The sequence below is a fragment of the Bacillus sp. 123MFChir2 genome, assembly GCF_000383235.1.
In the GTDB taxonomy this organism is placed as follows: domain Bacteria; phylum Bacillota; class Bacilli; order Bacillales; family Bacillaceae_G; genus Bacillus_A.
On sequence record NZ_KB910987.1, the window covers coordinates 1 to 17,627 of the forward strand.

The following is a 17,627-nucleotide window of genomic DNA, read 5'->3' on the forward strand; positions in this document are numbered from 1 at the left end:
AGCTCAAGTGGCTAGAGAAATGGGTGTGAATGAGAATACTTTACATGGCTGGGTCAAGAAGTATGGTCAACAACCAGAGATTAAAGCTGTCCAATCATTCTCTTCAAAAGAAGCTGAATTACTAGCTCTTCAAAAGGAAATTCGTGAGCTCCAGGAGGAGAATGAAATCTTAAAAAAGGCGATGCACTACTTCGCGAAAAGCCCTCGGTGAAATATGAGTTCATTCATAAAAATTGCTTCCAATTCCGAGTGGAGAAGATGTGCAACGTCCTGGGAGTTTCTAAAAGTGGTTACTTCAAATGGCTAAAGCGACCGAAAAGTAACAGGCAGAAACAGCATGAGAAATTATCACAAGAGATTTTTCAGACTCACTTAGAATTTAAGGAACGTTATGGCAGTGTTAAAATTGCTAAAACGCTGAATAAACGAGGTGTGAAGGTAAGTGAGCGGACGGTTTCTCGTATTATGACGAGGAACCAGTGGAAGTCTTGTACAGTCAAAAAATATAAAGCGACTACCAATTCGAAACATCATCATCCAGTAAGTGAAAACGTTTTAAATCGACAGTTTACAGCTACGAAACCAAACCAGTCGTGGGTAGCGGATATCACGTATATTCCGACCAATGAAGGCTGGTTGTATTTGGCAAGTGTAATGGATTTGTATTCTCGTAAGATTGTAGGTTGGGCCATGAATAAAACCATGACAAAGGAATTGGTGATCTCTGCACTAACAATGGCTTACAAGCGTCAAACGCCGAAGAAAGGAGTCATTCATCATTCAGACCGAGGAGTCCAATATGCCTCACATGAATATCAGGGACTGTTAAAAAAGTATCATATGGTGGGCAGCATGAGCCGAAAGGGAAACTGTTATGACAATGCTTGTATTGAATCCTTTCACGGTATTCTTAAACGCGAGCTAGTGTATCAAACGAAGTATAAAACGAGAGAAGAAGCGAAAAAATCGTTATTTGAATACATCGAGTTCTTCTACAATTCCAAACGAATCCATTCGACTTTGGGTTACTATACACCGAATGAATTCGAACGTATGTATGGAAATTCAGCAGCTTGATTTTACCTTCATAAAAAAGTTTAAATCATTCTTTATTTAAACTTTTTTATGAAGATCACCAAGCGAAAGCGCGGTAGAAATCTGTGTCTATTATCTTGACATAGTATCATACCAGCTAGGGGTAGAAGTAGCGAACATCGATTTTGGGGTCATTTGGCTTACTAAGGGGTATGCTTGTTAAAAGTATTAAACTTAAACAACTTATTGTAATCTTGACATTTCCTTATTGTGGGTGGTGACAGCTTCGCTGGTACTACCCCTATTTGTTTTATCAAACAAGGCAGAAAAATTAATGATAATGAGACTCCTCTAGAATGTATCTTAAGAGAGGTCCGAGAAGAATATTCTAGTTTAACCCTTCAAAAAAAATGTATTAGCGTGGATTTTATGTTATTTGGTCGACGATACCCCTAGTATATTGACGGTCTTTCATTATTTTTTTCAAAAACTTCAAGTGTGTACGATGAAATTACAAAACACAATAATGATTTCTTATTACCAAGATGGACAGATTTTGCATGAGATAGTCGTTACAAAATCGCTTGCACAGTAAACTAGGATGGTGTTTTTTTAGGATTTGTTTGGATTTTTTTTGCGATTGGGGTTTGATAGTATTGTGGGGGTTGGTTAGATTAATAGCTGTTTTAGGTGTGTATACTCATCGTTCGAGATACCGACAAATTGATTCTACTATTATACTGAAAATGTTGAGGACTTCTCTAAAATAAAAGGCATGAGCCGGTACAGTACCGAACTCATGCCTAGCAATTTTATATCACTTCATTTCATCGTTGCGGTTTTTCTTTCAAAATATGTATGAAGACGGTAATCACAAATTTCCTTCGTCCATCTAAATAAAAGATCCTCATCTTCTTTTCGAACATCCATATTTAAAGAAAAAGAAGTTTCATTAAATGATAGTAATCCTTTGGAACTACCACTCCACTTTGTCATTGGCATTGTGGCAATTAATTTACTAACTTTCTCTTCATCATATTCCCACATGCGCTGCGCTTGCTTATCACTAAAATCAATACGCTTGCGATATTCTTTTTCCATTAAGAAATGATGGAAAAACGGCGCGACCTCTTGCGGCGAAATCGGATGATACCATTTCTCTTTTCCACGCTGTAACATCGCCGATAGTAACAGCATTTTATAACTTTTTGCCATCCCTGTTTTTTCTACTTCTTGCAGCCATGATTCATACATCATAAATACTTCTTTTTCTAAATCTGTTAACTCACCGCTCCACGCTAAAAAGCCAACATACGATTTAAACTCTTGACGATACTCTTTGCTTTCTTCTGTACCAAGTTTATGCAACTCTAAATACGTTGGTATGCGTCCTAATTCCATTTTTACCGTTTGATAACTATGTAGCAGTTTTTCTTTTCGCGGCATTCTTTTTTTCATCAACTCATCTAATAGTTGCTTTGCCTCTAACTCAAACTCTACTACACAACCATCTGGAAATATGTTTTCTGAACCGCCACCCTTAGTCGTACCTCCATCAACACGAAGCATTTGCATTTTTACATCCGCATTTCGATAATTAGCGATTAAGTCGATAACGACACAATACTCTTTTTTCTCATGTAATCGCAATCCACGGCCAATTTGCTGTGTAAAAATTGTTAATGACTCCGTTGGACGAACAAATAAAAGCGTATCTATAGAAGGAATATCCACACCTTCGTTAAATAAATCAACTGTAAAGATTGCATCGAGTTCCCCGTTATCTAGTAAAGCTATCGCATCTTCCCTTGATACATCTTTCGCTCCAGAATGAAGAGAAATTGTTTGATAACTATTACGATTAAAATATGATGATAAGAAATCAGCCTGACGAATACTAGAACAGAATACAATCGTTCTCGTTTTCTTGTACTTCTTCCATGCTTCTAAAATATTGTCAGCTAGCTCTTCTTTTAGCTGCACCCCTGCTAACTCTTCACTATCATACTTATTCCCAAGCCAGCGTACATTTGAATAATCTGTGTCATCATACACACCGTAATAATGAAACGGAGACAACCAGCCACGCTGAATTGCTTCCATAAAATCAATTCGATACGCAACGTTCCCATCACAAATTGAATAAATATCGCGGAAATCATTCCGATCTGGTGTAGCCGTTATTCCTAATAAAAAATTAGGAGTAAAATAATCTAACACCTTTTGATAACTATTTGCTGCCGCATGATGGAACTCATCAACAATAATAAGGTCGAAGTCATCAGGAGAGAAATTTTCTAAATGTCGCTTTCTGCTTAACGTTTGAATGGATGCAAAAACGACGTCTCGCTCTCCTTCTTTTTTTCTCCCGTTATAAATACCAGTTGTCTTATCTTGGATCACACGTTGGAAAGATTTTTCTGCTTGATTCAAAATCTCTTCTAAATGTGCAATAAATAAAACCCGCTTAAAATGCTGCGCGAAAAAAGCAGCCAAATACGTTTTTCCAAGACCAGTTGCCATCACAACCATCGCCTTGTTATAACCTTCTTCAAGCGTATTTTCTAATTGCTCTAAAGCGGGAACTTGTGCAAAGCGTGGTGTGATTGCCGTTTCATATGAAGCTATAGATTCTTTTTCAACCGTTGCTCCTGAATTAACACTATAATCTTCACCCGCAGAAGGAATCGTCATCTCAATCTCCTCTTGCTTCGTCCATGTTCGAACCAAATCTGGATGCTTTTGATGAAACTTCTCATACTCTTGTCGGTACTGTTTAATCGTTTCTATATTCACTGCAATTGTAGATTCATGCGTATGAACATGTAAAAACTGATCAATTGTCTCTGAAAATGTATCCTCATCTACACTTTCCCTTACAAGTAAACTCCATTCCACACCGCTAGTTAATGCCGACTTCGACATATTCGAAGATCCAACAATCATCACACCGTCTGTCTCATGCTCAAACAAATATGCCTTCGGGTGAAAGGACTTCCCTGCACTTTTCCACAAACGAATTTCAATACTCGGGTGAATTTCATGCAACTTCTCTAGTGCATCGGGCTGTGTAATATACAAATAGTCACCTGTACAAATTTTAATATCAACACCCTGCTCTGCTGCTTTTCGCAATGGCTCTACCAAAACATTTACACCCGACTTCATCACAAACGAAGTTAAAATATAGATTGCCTTCGCTTCATCTATGTATCTCTCTAACTTATGTAATAAATTGCTTGTAATAAGCTGAACATTAGTCATCATTTACCTCAATTAAAAAGATTCGCTCTTGAAACCCGCCGCGTTTTTCTGCTTTTTTCTTACGTACTTTCTCGATATCTTCAAGCGTCACGCCTTCATACTGTGCTAGGGCATTTACAAGTTCCAGTAAATCAGCTAATTCTTCTACTTTATGTTCTGGATTTTCTGCTTCTCTATATTCTGCTAGTTCTTCTTGTGTTTTTTTACATACTTCTTCTATGTATTCTTTTTCATTTAGGATTCTTGTTATGAATGTTTTTCCGTTGTTTTCGATGATTTGTGGGATGCGGTCTCGTACTAATTTGTTGTAAACTGGCATTGTGATTCCCCCAATGTTTTAATTTTGATTCTATTATTATATCACACAGGATTTACCGTTTCTCTGGAAGCGAGCATGTGATAGGGCGGAAAAATCTACCTTCTTCGTAGATAAGACAAGCTTTTCCTTTCATGCTTAAGCATGTGATGTTAAAAATTTAAAAGGAGAAGGTTTATATGTGTTAAGAGACAAATTCTGAACAGTTACTGTAAATGTAATAAGTTGAAAGTAATCATTTTGATTTCAATCTTCCTTTGTTATTCTTCAAAACATTCTATGGACCATACTGGGATATGACAAAATAACCCCTTTAGCAAATTATGTAATGAATGCACAACTTGTTGAAAGGGTCTTTCTTAAGACTACTCTGCTGAAATTTCTAATTTAAACTTTCGATTTACAATCATTTTTAGATACGATTCACCGTAACATCTTAATTGATCGCTTCATTTACCTTTACAAGGTAATATTAAATTTATGTTTTTCTATATTTCTTTCATGGTACTGTAACATAATTTGTATAAATAGAGCTTTCTCTTTTAAAAAGAAAAAAGCAAGACATTCTAATATTTGCATCTAAACAAACTAAAAAAACTCTACCTATAAATAATAGTGTGTATCAAAGATTATAAAAAGAATATTCTTAACCTTCAAATCGTTTAAGGAAGTTTAAATTAGGTTATATCTTTTAAAAGGAGTATTACCTCTCTGTATCAGGAGTAAAAAAATTAAAGGTGGTGATTGTAAGATGGCTGACAACCTTTCTAAGTCAGATAGGCATAAAACCATGAAGGCCATTCGATCTTCCAACACAAAATTCGAAGAGCAAATCACAAAAGAACTTTGAAAAAGAGGAGTACGCTTCAGAAAGAATGTAAAGGAATTATACGGAAAGCCCGATATCGCCATAAAGAAATATAAAACTGTTATCTTCCTTGATTCCTGCTTTTGGCATGGCTGCAATCTACATGGAAATATCCCAAAATCAAATCGTAATTATTGGAAAAAAATTTTAAAAATAAAGAGAGAGATATTAAAGTCACAAAATATTATCAAGAGAAAGGATGGGAAGTTTTGCGTATTTGGTAGCATGAAACAAAAGAAGACTTTGATAAGACAATAAAAAAGATAGTGGATTTTATTAATAATGCTAAAAGAAGCAATATCAAGAACTAGTTATATTCTATAAAAACTTAAACGATACAATCTGTAAAAAGTAGAGCATCTCAAATACATATAAACACCGTTCGAAAGTTCGAACGGTGTTTATATAACTAATTAATTTCGAAAATACGTGCTTAACGATCTTAATGAACAGGAGATTAAAAATTATCGATAAACTTCCCTTCTAATTTGATTCCTCTTAATTTTATTTACAGCATCATACCAAATTTATCAATTGCTTATAACATTCCTCTTTAAATAGTTCCCAACAACTTTCTTGTTTTGCCCATTGAGTTATGTTTCGTTCACCTGCTGATTCTTTGAGGAAATTCAAAGAATGGGCTGCAATTATTCCTATCACACTATCCCACTTTGTAGATAGAGCTTGTTTTTGCCAAACCTTCTGTAAATCAATTTCTTTACCATAGATATATTGAAATATGGCCGTTGTGTAATATATAACGTTAGCTCTATATCCTTTCAATTTCATTTGATCAACAATAGTAGAAACATGTTTATTAATAATACTTCTTGCGATTAGTTGTTGATATGTTTCAACTGTAACATCGAGTAACGGTTGTATTTCATCCTCTTGATTTCTTTCATGCTTCCAATACTCACGGTTCTGTTCCATAAATCTCTTGAAAGCCTCTTCACCACCCTTACTTGAAATATGAGGGAAGCCTTCCCATGACATAAAGTGCTTTGCTAAATCAACTTTCGTCAAAACTTTTTCTTTTGGAAATTGTTTTTTAAAATCATTTTGTTCTTTCCCGCGTTTTCTACGCCCAATATCAACCATATATTGACCACGTGCACGCTCAAAGTACCACTTCTGCTCTGCTTTACGTCCATCTTGTGTTGGTATCCATGTGTTGCGTGATAACCTTTCTAACTCTGACATAAATCGTGTATTCGCCAATAAATCAGACTTATTGATTTTATTTTGTGTATTTGCATACTCAGAAATTTTTGAAACCATTTCATCTTCTAACACATGCTGATCATTTTCTTGATCAGCTTTAATTTTTAAAATTGTTAGTTTTGCTTGAACGTACACACCACTTAAATCATCTCCATTTTTATAGGCTTGATGAATAGAGGCTGTAGTTTGCCCACCATTAACAATTTGCCAGCCTGTTAAGCCGGTAATTCTATACAAGTTAACATCGTCATTAATTTTTTTTATTATTCCCGCACGAGCAACTGTTGATATACCATTATTATAAGCAACAAACATTTTTCTTTGATTTGAATCTTTTAATGTATCCCGAATTCCTTTGTTTGTTCCACCCCTAGCTTGTAAAAATGATCTTACGTTTCTTTCTACTAATTTCGGTCCCAAATCCTCATACATTTTAGCTAGAAGTTCTGCCGGTACAAATCCAATATAACAATCAAAATTATCATCTTCTCTCTCATCATTACACTTTGGCACATACATCATTTCAAAATATTGATTATAACTTTCTAATAAATCAATATAAAAATCTTGAACTCCTTGTTCAGCCATTACTAATTGATACACACGATCCATATCCCAGACTTGAACATTAACAGTTTCAATACCTGGTATATCAAGTTCAATTGGTTTATTAGATAAATAAAATTTATTTGTTAAAACAAAAATATTAATTTCATCTATTAATATAGAATCATCCTTTAACATCTTTGCTAAATCATATACATCAAGAGATCGATCAACATTTTCTATAATGAAGTTCTTATTGGTATAAAAACGCTTAGCCTTATTTGCAGTTTCTAGTAATGTAGTCATAGTAACAGGTGTAACTCCATAATAAGAAGCTTCCAAATCATAATCAACGACATATAAATCAAGTGATGATTGCTCTTCATCAAAAGAATATGCATCTAATTGAATTTTTTTTATAGAGCTCGTATATGGTATAGACAAAAATACTGGTTCATCTGTCCTTTCCATATAGCTTAACATTTCATATAAAAAAGTCATTTTATGACTAGCATGAATTGGTGCCTGAGCTTCAACCTTTTCAATAAAAGATTGATAAAACTTTATTTTTTGTGTTTCTTCCCTCATAAAAAACCAACTTTCCTTTACAAACTGAACACCTTATCTAACGAACATTCAAACTCTTTACAATGAGTCAAGTCAACGTAATAACTAACGTGGGAGATTCCTTTTGGCAAAAGTTCATCAGAGATCTTCGGAAACTTATCTATCACATGATAGGTCTCTTCTGCATGTACAAAAAACATTTTATCAACATACTCATCATCCTTAAATCCCAGTTCTAGTAATAAATCATTAAATTTCAACAAAAGTCTCTGCGACTTTTCTCGTAACATTTCTCGTATTTCATCAACAATCTCTTGCAACGTCTTTCCTGCTGCTTGATTAGTTTCTATAAAACATACATATAAATATAAATTATGTACTGTATCTGTTAGTTTTAACTGCTTTTCGTTTGATATTTTAATTTCTTTACGTAATTTTTCACAACACGTTTTAATTTCAACTCCACATCTAGAGTTTCTAAAATCGATTCTTCCGCTTGTTGGTCCTTCCCAATGTTCAATTAATAAAGGCGGTTGATTCGGAAAACGTTCCATCCACTTTTGAATATAATAGAGTTCCCCAAAAAGACCTTGTTGTTTTTCATCATTAAGACGTTTATATCCTCCTTTAGAAAAGAAATTGCGCCATCGGTCCAAAACTCGATATATGACTCCAAATAAAGTATCCTCTTGTTCCATATATGTAATATGATCTATGAGATTTTGTAAAACTGCCTCAAATATTTCAGAACTTTCTTCAGATTCTTGGCTTAATATTAGAAAATAACGTTCTTTCAATGGTCCCATTCGCTCAAAATACTCAATTTTTATTGAAAGTCCTCGCCACCTTGGAAGAGAGCGCAACTGTTCCTCTTCCCATGGTAATTTCCCTAAATCAACATACAATTGTCTGTGCATATTAAGAGTATCAATACCAGCTAACAAATACGGCATCGCTGTCGAGATTAATTTCAGTTTGTATACATCACGAACCGCCTGATTATCAATACCTTGTATCATTTGTTCGAATTCTGATTTTATCCTAATCACGACTGACCTCCTAAAGTTATTTCCGAAACCGTTCTATTTATTTGATAAATTTTCCTTTTATTAAATATTGAATTTTTCTCATCACCAGAAAAAGATATTCCGATACCAATTGGTACTAGAGTACTATCAAACTCTATACCTAATCTATCAAATACTTCAACTTCAGGATGTAATGGATAAATGAGTAGCATTCCATTTTCTTTATGGCGTTTCATCCGGAGCTGGTTTTTATCTTTAATAGATTTTCTATCTTCAACTTCTAAATCAATAAATTCCTCTTTCCCAGCAACTATCGCTCCGATGTCAACTTTATCGACTTGTCTATAACTATACTTCTTAAATGCATCTGTACCACGGATAACAGCGTTATTAATCTGTACATTACCAAAAGAAATCGGAAATACCCTCATGTTATTTTTTTGATTTTTGTCACCATCAACTATTGCAACATTCCAGTTGATCAACTCTTTATGTTCATTTGCACGTTGAATATAATCAATTAATTGTCCCGAAATGACAGAATTCGCTTTTTCACTTGTACGATATTCACTTAAATAATCAATAATAAGCTCAACATTAACATCTTTAGCCATGTGATATTTAGTTTTTGCCTCACCAATAATTTTAATTTTATTTGCGATTTTATTCACTAGTTTTTCAGTAGCTTTCATGTTATTTACATAGAAACCTTTATCTATATCAAAGAGCCTTGTTTGTTGCAACTTTCCATGGTAATTAAATCCCGTAGATATTGCTGTTTTCATTTTTAAAGGACTAGTTAACGACATTTTGGGATGGCTTAACATTCTTATCGCATATTGCCTTGGAGTTAATTTTAATCTAGCAAGTTTATCAAATTCTTGTCGAAGTTCTACCATTGCTTCAGCCAGATACTCAAAATATTCCGCAATTGTACTGGATGTATAAATACGACACAAGTCCATATACCCTTTACGATATCCAAACCAGCGCCCCATTTGCATTAACGTGTCGTACATTAAGGTATTACGATAATAGTACGTAGTACTTAATCCCTCTAATGTTAGACCACGTGAAAGTTTATCACCACCTACAGCAATAACATTTAACCCTTCTTGTTTATATTTATGATAAGATAGGGCATCCTCACTCTTTCCATTTATCTCCATTATTTGTATATTGTCAATTACCTTTTTTATCTCTTTATATACATCACACCATTTAAACACTTCTATTTCTTCTGACCATTCTTCAGTAGTTTTTACAAAATCAGTTTCATATAATTGTTTTAAACTTTTAACAAATTTACTTTCTGGATTAAACAAAGTTTGATTCTTTATATTTTCAAATACAGCTTCAACTTCCTTTTTAATAGTTGCTTGTACATCAGTAAATCTTGTTGTGTGAATTAACATAGAATTATGATTCTTCTTTTGACCTCGTAAATTACGAACTGCTATTACAATAAGAAAAGACAGGCTTGCTTTTATCATCGAATCTGGAACTTCTTCAAATTTATCACTATGAGTTTTCTTCTTAATACTGTCAAACATTTTTATTTCATCTTTATGTAAAAATCTGATGTGACTTGGACGTTTATACTCCGCATCTCCAAATACATTAAAGAATTCCTCTGGGCCGCAATATTCCTTTGGTTTTGGTAATCCTACTAAGAAGTCCTTCGGATATAAATCTTTTCCTTCTTCTTGTGTCTCTGCCTCTACATTAATTAAAAGATTAGCAAACGGTGTTGCTGTATAACCTACATAAGCTTTACGTTCAAACAATTCAAGAATTTGACGAATTAACTTATTAATTGTTTTTGGATCTTCCTTCTTATCCGGATCTGATGTATCAATAGAAGCTTGATCTGCTTCATCGTCAACTACTAAAACTGGAATATCTAAGTTATATAATGTTTTGTGATAATTTAATTGATCCCGTAACGCTTCTAAAACCGTTTTGTTTTTCTTCACTACCATTAGTGTTGAACGATTTATATGAGCTACTGTTCCAACTGAACTAGAAGAAATATCTTTTTCTTGTGTAGTCCATGTTGAAATAATATGACTACTATCATTTTGACGAATCTGTGCCACACCTTTAGGCTTTCCGTATTCATCAAGAATCGATCCAACAACTTCCTCTTCTAATCTAATTTGTGTTTGACTTCGTAAATCGTTATGCATACCCGATAGCACAATAATTAATTTATATCCTAAATCATATGCTTTATTTATTAGTCCAGTAAAATTTGCAGTTTTTCCTGATTGAACATAGCCTAACACTAAACCCCTTTTATCAAAGCGTTCTAAGCTTTTGGGGTTTCCCAGTGATTTAAGAATTTCGTTTGTGGTATCATCAATTACTTGTATTGCGTCTACTGGCCATGATTTTATATTCAGTAAATAATGTTTATATCTATTCCAAAAAAATGATCTTGTTAATTCGTTTTTATCAAACCAGTCTGAAGGCTCATCAGCACGCATAATAGAAGGCTTTTCTAATTCAATATTAACCCCATGATTTACATACATCTCCAGAGACCAATTATCGATAGTTTCTTGATCATCCATATTATAAATACTTTTAACAGCATATACTGCCAACTTTAAAGCAAGCTCTGCTGCCTTCTCTTGATCAGAATATTTTATTCGAAATGCTAAGTAATTACTTTTAAAAGTCTCCTCAAATTGTTGTTTAGCCTCATTATACATAAAGTAATTTTCCTTCCTCAATTATATATTTCAGCGTCGCATAATTTAGCTTTTCAAATCCTGGCTGAGTCATAAAAATATTAATTAACTGATCTAAATTACTAGCTAACTTAGTTTCTAAATATATATTCGCAAACTCTACGACCATTCGTTTCATAGGTTCATCTATGTATTGAACAGCATCTTCTGTAACTTTAGGAGCATCAATTATATTATTTGGCGAACCGAGTTCAACCGATTTTAAATATACATTTAATAGCTTAGCAGTATTTTCGTCGATTATATTTAAAATTTCACATAGAATGGGATGAGTGCGATTTAATTTAAATGAAGCACCTTCATCATTTTCAAGTCGCTCCCATGTATTTAAACTTCCTTTTATTTTTTTTCCTTTATAACCCGACTTTGTCCTGAAGTAAAATATTTCTCTTGAAATTTGACGATATCTATCTGCAATTCTTTTCAATGGAATTTTTGCATCTTCTGGAATAGAAATAGTCGATTTTTTAACATCTACTTGCCAATCCTCATCAGCTACGTTTTCTAAATCAATTCTGATCCTTGTTAATTGAGAAGAAGCATCTTTCGGAAACATACCTAACCAATCTCCAAAATATAATAGTCGATTTTCACGATAAACGTAAAATCCCTGCTGATCTCTCCACCCTTTTGTACCTCCTGCATTCTTATATTCTAATTCATTAAAATTTGCAGAATGCGGAAGTATAAACGGAGAAACAACCATTTTGTGATGATTAACTCTGAAGACCTGTTTTTCACCTTCTAGTATCTTAGGATTATCCAATAAAAATGGATCCCAAGGTTCTAATTCATAATCACTAATACGTATTCTTAGAACTTCATTCAATAGCGAATGAAAAGTTAATTCTAAATGCTCCTTAATGCTTCTTACTTTTCGAAAAAAACTAGAATCTTTAATTACTTTATTAGAACCATATCCCATGAAACGATCCAATTTATCAATACATACTATCGTCCCGTTTTCACCTTCTATGCTATCCAATACTCTTTTCACATCATCTGGTATCTCTTTAAACAACCTCCATTCATTACACTGAGATACATAATCTAAATCCCAACAACGTTCTACATAATGATTATCTTGTTTCGTTAATACACTTAAACGTTTGCCGAGTGAAAAAGCAGCAGTTTTCAGTCCTATTCCAAATCTACCTAGTTCTTTTGCTTTTCTTTTATTTCGTGGGTCTTTTGAACCTATATTCATGGCAATTTGAAGCTCTTCCTCACTCATTCCTACGCCATTATCCTTTATAACAATCATTCCATCAGTTTCTTTAAGTTGAAAGCTTATATCAACTATTGTTGCTTGAGCGTCTATACTATTATCTATCAAGTCTGCAACTGCTGTTTTAGGCTTATATCCAATTGATCGCAATGCCTGCAAAACCGGTGTTGCTGAAGGCTGAGTCAAAATTGTTTCCATTTAAATATACTCCATTCTTTCTAAATTCTCATAAAAATTATAACAGAATATCTCTCTACCGTTACAGTATCTGTAAAACTTGTGAAAAACTAAAAGAGTAGATGCTATTAGCAACTACTCTCGTCAGCTTTTAACTCATTTTCAATTGTAATACCAGGCCTATCACAAAAAAACTCCAGAATTCTTTCAGCAATAGCTCTTGCCATTAACGGCGGGACAGCATTTCCAATTTGCTGATACTGCTGATCTTTTGTTCCGCAAAACTTAAAATCATCCCGAAAAGATTGTAACCTTGCTGCTTCACGAATACTAATGGCAACTGCATTTTTCGGATGATTCCACATTGATTTTCTAACATTTACTACAGTAGGAGATGGCTCATCATATCTTAAGCGTAAATAAATTGTATTTTGTGTTCGTGCTGTATCAGTGTAAGTCGCTTTTAAATCATCCGATAAACTATGAAAATTTTTACCTCCAGATTTTTTTATAGCTTCGAATCGCCGAAGACTTAGATCATTACTTTGAGTGTTAATATGATTGTAAATTGTACCATCTTTATTTCCTTTTCGGTAATACCGTTGCAATGGTGTTAATCCACTTTTTCTCGTATAACGTTTTGGTGTATATCCATTTATTTCGTGTTGTGGGGAAATATCTTCTAAATCTCCAATAGCATCATAAGTTGTATTTGGGTCAGAAAAAATTCCATCCGGTAATTTTACATTTTTTCCCTCTTCTAATAAATCTTTTTTAGCACCTAATATCATAAAACGATTTCTACGTTGTGGAACACCAAAGTCTGATGCAGTTAATACTCCACTATCAATGCTATAACCAAAATGAGAAAAAACTAATTTTAAATATTCAGCAACCTTATATGACTTCACACGAGCAACTACTTGAAGTTTCCCTGAATCTCTTTGCACTTTTAATGGTTTATCAAAAATAATCTTTTCATCAATGATTTCTTTATAGTGTATTAAAAATCGATTTAGATCTAAAAGCGGTCCTATATTATTAATAACTTCTACACTTTCCACACCCGTATCTTTAATATCTCTAAGTACACGAACAGCTTGTTCAATAATAATTTGAATTCCGAATTGTTCAAAACCACTTCCAATTTTCATCCTGGATTCCAGGTAATCAATAAGATGTGTTACCTCTTTTATTTCTTTTACTTTACTTAATTGTATATGTGTTGATTTTACTGATTTACGCTCAATACTTCTAAGTCTTGAGATAAAAACATCAGATTCAATAATAGGGCATAGCCCATTGCACTCAATTATCTTATAAAAAATTTCTTCAAGATAAAGATATCTCGTTTCCACTAGTGAAATTGAATCCTGATTCACCAAGTCTTCTATTGTTTTTTCGCTATTTTCCACAATTTCAGAAAGGTGCCTTTCTGAGCTATAAGCGAACTTTGTCTTATCTACATGTGCTGTTACAAAAAATTTATGAATATCCGAATCTATTGTCTTCACATTTTCCATTAAAAAAGCTATCGGATTAATCTCTTGAATAGCTCTTACAAATTCTTTCACCAACTGATTATTTCCAGATATTAAATAATTTTTTTGCCGATTTGCATTTGAAAACCCTTGACAAGGAGGTCCACCGATTACTATAGTTTCATCTCCTGATATACCTTTCTCTTCAAGAACTTCCACAAAATCAATCTTTGTAATGTCACTTATATTCTTACCTTTAGGTTTTATAAAAATATCTGAATTTTCATTATGGTTACTTATATATGTTTTTGTAGCTGCCGGGTTAATTTCAACTGCACCAATCACCTCAAATTTTTCAGTTTGTTCAAAACCATTACTTAAACCTCCAGCACCGGCAAATAAATCAATAATTTTATACTTCTTTTCTGTATATATTTTTACATTTTTCCCCACTTTATCTTCATACCTCTCAAGAACATACATTCCACTTTTTATTCTCTATACAGCAACATACCACTGAATAGGAGTAAAAATCAATAACTGGAAGAAATTAAGTTTAAAGATTTAGGGTTTGGAGTTAGTATATTCTTATGGTCACAACTTAGTTAAGTGCTTACAATGAATTTTAAAGAGGAATCATCCGCTTCTTTTTCCCTCTTCTGCTGTTTGCTAAAGAAGGCGTTTCTGCCATTTATAGTACGTGAAATTTTAATATATTATATAAAACAAACCCTCATAGTAGAGAGTTTGTTCTCGCGTATTTTTTCTACCCTAGGTTAGAATGGAGGTGTTAGGAACTAACAACTTCATATTATCACATGTTTGAAAGTGTTGATGTTGAGAAATAAAAATACAACTCTTTGTCCCGCTGTTGAATTAACTATATATTCAAGGTACTAATCTATCACAGCCGAAATAACATGCTCCTTAATCAACTCCCACCTATCGCGAGGATTAAAGATAAATTCTGATGCAATCGCCACAACAAGACCTTTCCCTGGAACACAACAAATAACATTCCCTCCATCGCCTCGTGCTAAGTACGCAAAAATCCCATCCTCTTCATGTACCCACCATAAATAACCATAGTTATTCGGGTTTATCTTTGTTGATTCGTCAATCCATGCCTTAGAAATAATCTGATTGCTGTTCCACATACCACGATTCAAATATACAAGTCCAAAACGCGCCATATCACGAGGCGTTAGCGTAAGTCCCCATCCGCCAGTGGAGTTACGGTTTGGATCTTTCACCCACCCTTTCACATTTTTCCCGAATAAGTCCTCAAATCCAAATGAGTTCATTTCATGATCCGGGATTTCTTTCATGCCGATTGGTTTAAATAGACGTTCGTTGGCAAATTCACGGGCGCTTTTGCCTGTACTACGAGTGATGATGGCGGAAAGCAGATGTGCTCCTGCGGTGGAATATTTAAAAGTGCCTAGTTTTCCTTTTTCTCCTAGCATATCAAGGGTATATACTATCCAGTCTGATTGTTGACACAATTTGTCTAATGGCTCATGCCAGTCCTCAAATGGATATGGTGCTGTCATGGTGAGAAGATGGCGTATGGTGATTTCCTGCTTTTGGGCAGCATTTGGAACATATTCGGGGAAAAAATCTAGTATCTTCTGATCTACACTTTTTATATATCCTGCCTCTATAGCAATACCAACAAGAGCAGAAATGATGCTTTTCGTTACAGATGCCACATGATGTGTATCACTCGGGCCATAACCATTATAATATCTTTCGTATGCAATATTTCCTTTTCTCACAACAACAATGCCGTTTATGTTGCTGTACTCGGCTTTTATGGTAGATCCAAGCTCTGCAAGCTTTTCAGGGTCCATTCTCAATGTTTCCGGGTTTCTAGTTTGCATTGTAATTGGCCAGTCGTTTCTTTGCATAATCGTTACCTCCGATAAGACGTATTTTATTTTGTTTAGCGAAAGCTACTATTTTTTCTTTACAGGAAAATACACCTCTGTCACCGTATCCTCAGGAGCGGTGACTTGATTGGGGTCGGTTACGTATACTTCATATGGTGGTTGGATTAGTTCATATCCCTCATTTTCAACCCATTTCATCAAGTTAGCATATACCGATGTCAATTCTGGATAGGATCCCTTTAAAACAGACTTCGCGCAAAGGCATCCAGGCAACTCTCTCGTTCCTTTTACAGCCTCTTTTACCGGGATGGCAAACTCTGTATCATTTCCGGCAGGATTGTATTCAGGGCTATAATAAATAGTCATTGGCATACCACGCAAGGTGAGTTTTTCCGTAGCGATCTTTTCATATAGCCTACTAAAATACTTTCCATACCCTGCAGCATAGTCATCGCTACTCATCATCTGACGTATTGAAAGGATGTTCATTGGCTTTGTTTCCACAAGCTGTACTTCGATATTGTCAAGGTAGGACATAATTGGTATGCCCTTCTCTAAATTGAAAATGTCATTGCTCATTTGATTTAAGGTATATGCAAAAGCATTGAGTTTTTCCTCTATTTCCTTTCTTTTGCGATTAAGAGTGGAAAACAGTTTCTCTTCCAATTGATCCTCTTCCAATTCCAAAATGGCTTTGATTTCTTCGAGAGAAAAATGATAAGACTTCAAGCGGTTGATAAACAGCATCTGTTTTAGTTGCTTGATAGAATAATATCGATAACCATTTTCATGATTAATCTCATCGGGATGAATTAATCCAATTTCATCATAATATCGAAGCGTTTTTGTCGATACTCCGCATATCTTTGAGAATTCTCCAATTGATAGCATGAGGCCACCTCCATTCTTCTTATTTTTTTCGGATGAAATACTTTGTTCTATTCTTTTATACAGCTTACCGTAAGGGGAAAGTCAATCACAATAACGCTCCTAATATTTCATATCAAAGCAAAAAACACTCATGAGAGTGTTTTTTGCTCAGGCTGTGGAGAAAGCCTTCTCCACAGCCTGTTTTTGTGTCTGAACATCTTTTCATCTGTCAACACTGATAAAAAAGATGCAAAGGAGCGATGCCCCATGATGGGAGCGCTGAAAAATCATCGTGATGAGCGCGTAACAATTTCTGTAGAAGAGTTAGTTCCGCAAGACCATTTCCTTCGTGCCATTGAGGCAACAATCGATTTT

Annotated in this window: 12 protein-coding genes; 3 read left to right on the top strand and 9 right to left on the bottom strand. The window is 34.2% G+C overall.

Annotated elements, in window-relative coordinates:
• The coding region (locus H280_RS0121155; RefSeq protein WP_020063113.1) for a transposase at positions 1-211 on the top strand (211 nt) is incomplete at its 5' end.
• Complete coding sequence (locus H280_RS0121160; RefSeq protein WP_231401804.1) at positions 208-1,077, top strand: IS3 family transposase; 870 nt, start codon at positions 208-210, stop codon at positions 1,075-1,077. The genes H280_RS0121155 and H280_RS0121160, both read left to right, overlap by 4 nt.
• Positions 1,078-1,857: 780 nt before the next feature.
• Here the strand turns inward: H280_RS0121160 and H280_RS0121165 are convergent.
• On the bottom strand, positions 1,858-4,299 hold the full coding sequence (locus tag H280_RS0121165) for a DEAD/DEAH box helicase family protein (protein WP_020063115.1): 2,442 nt from the start codon (positions 4,297-4,299) through the stop codon (positions 1,858-1,860).
• A complete protein-coding gene (locus H280_RS0121170) occupies positions 4,292-4,618 on the bottom strand; it encodes a nucleoside triphosphate pyrophosphohydrolase (protein ID WP_020063116.1) in 327 nt (108 codons plus the stop codon). The genes H280_RS0121165 and H280_RS0121170 overlap by 8 nt, the downstream gene beginning before the upstream one ends.
• A gap of 901 nt (positions 4,619-5,519) precedes the next feature.
• Here H280_RS0121170 and H280_RS26865 point away from each other — a divergent pair.
• Positions 5,520-5,741: a hypothetical protein gene (locus H280_RS26865; RefSeq protein ID WP_331271158.1), complete on the top strand. Its 222-nt coding sequence runs from the start codon at positions 5,520-5,522 to the stop codon at positions 5,739-5,741.
• 258 nt (positions 5,742-5,999) lie between these two features.
• On the opposite strand, the gene H280_RS0121180 is transcribed toward H280_RS26865, so the two are convergent.
• The 7 genes from H280_RS0121180 to H280_RS0121210 form a co-directional block, all read right to left on the bottom strand.
• The gene (locus H280_RS0121180; protein ID WP_020063118.1) at positions 6,000-7,841 is read right to left on the bottom strand and encodes an AIPR family protein; all 1,842 of its coding nucleotides are present in this window, start codon (positions 7,839-7,841) and stop codon (positions 6,000-6,002) included.
• 17 nt (positions 7,842-7,858) lie between these two features.
• Entirely contained in the window at positions 7,859-8,869 is a 1,011-nt protein-coding gene (locus H280_RS0121185) for a PD-(D/E)XK motif protein (protein WP_020063119.1), read from the bottom strand.
• On the bottom strand, positions 8,866-11,565 hold the full coding sequence (locus H280_RS0121190) for a Z1 domain-containing protein (RefSeq protein ID WP_020063120.1): 2,700 nt from the start codon (positions 11,563-11,565) through the stop codon (positions 8,866-8,868). The genes H280_RS0121185 and H280_RS0121190 overlap by 4 nt, the downstream gene beginning before the upstream one ends.
• Positions 11,558-13,030 carry an ATP-binding protein gene (locus H280_RS0121195; protein WP_020063121.1) on the bottom strand — a complete coding sequence of 491 codons (1,473 nt, stop codon included), beginning with the start codon at positions 13,028-13,030 and terminating at the stop codon, positions 11,558-11,560. Before H280_RS0121195 ends, H280_RS0121190 begins: the two co-directional genes overlap by 8 nt.
• Positions 13,031-13,137: 107 nt before the next feature.
• The gene (locus tag H280_RS0121200) at positions 13,138-14,943 is read right to left on the bottom strand and encodes a DNA cytosine methyltransferase (protein WP_331271157.1); all 1,806 of its coding nucleotides are present in this window, start codon (positions 14,941-14,943) and stop codon (positions 13,138-13,140) included.
• 443 nt (positions 14,944-15,386) lie between these two features.
• On the bottom strand, positions 15,387-16,400 hold the full coding sequence (locus tag H280_RS0121205; protein ID WP_020063123.1) for a serine hydrolase domain-containing protein: 1,014 nt from the start codon (positions 16,398-16,400) through the stop codon (positions 15,387-15,389).
• A gap of 48 nt (positions 16,401-16,448) precedes the next feature.
• Positions 16,449-17,273 (bottom strand): MerR family transcriptional regulator, encoded by an 825-nt coding sequence (locus H280_RS0121210; protein WP_020063124.1) that lies wholly within the window; start codon positions 17,271-17,273, stop codon positions 16,449-16,451.
• Between the last annotated feature and the right edge of the window lie 354 nt (positions 17,274-17,627).

Bases quoted from the DNA above. Each gene is read 5' to 3' on its own strand.
- H280_RS0121165 (WP_020063115.1), bottom strand. From the start codon at position 4,299: ATGACTAATGTTCAGCTTATTACAAGCAATTTATTACATAAGTTAGAG.
- H280_RS0121170 (WP_020063116.1), bottom strand. From the start codon at position 4,618: ATGCCAGTTTACAACAAATTAGTACGAGACCGCATCCCACAAATCATC.
- H280_RS0121180 (WP_020063118.1), bottom strand. From the start codon at position 7,841: ATGAGGGAAGAAACACAAAAAATAAAGTTTTATCAATCTTTTATTGAA.
- H280_RS0121190 (WP_020063120.1), bottom strand. From the start codon at position 11,565: ATGTATAATGAGGCTAAACAACAATTTGAGGAGACTTTTAAAAGTAAT.
- H280_RS0121195 (WP_020063121.1), bottom strand. From the start codon at position 13,030: ATGGAAACAATTTTGACTCAGCCTTCAGCAACACCGGTTTTGCAGGCA.
- H280_RS0121205 (WP_020063123.1), bottom strand. From the start codon at position 16,400: ATGCAAAGAAACGACTGGCCAATTACAATGCAAACTAGAAACCCGGAA.
- H280_RS0121210 (WP_020063124.1), bottom strand. From the start codon at position 17,273: ATGCTATCAATTGGAGAATTCTCAAAGATATGCGGAGTATCGACAAAA.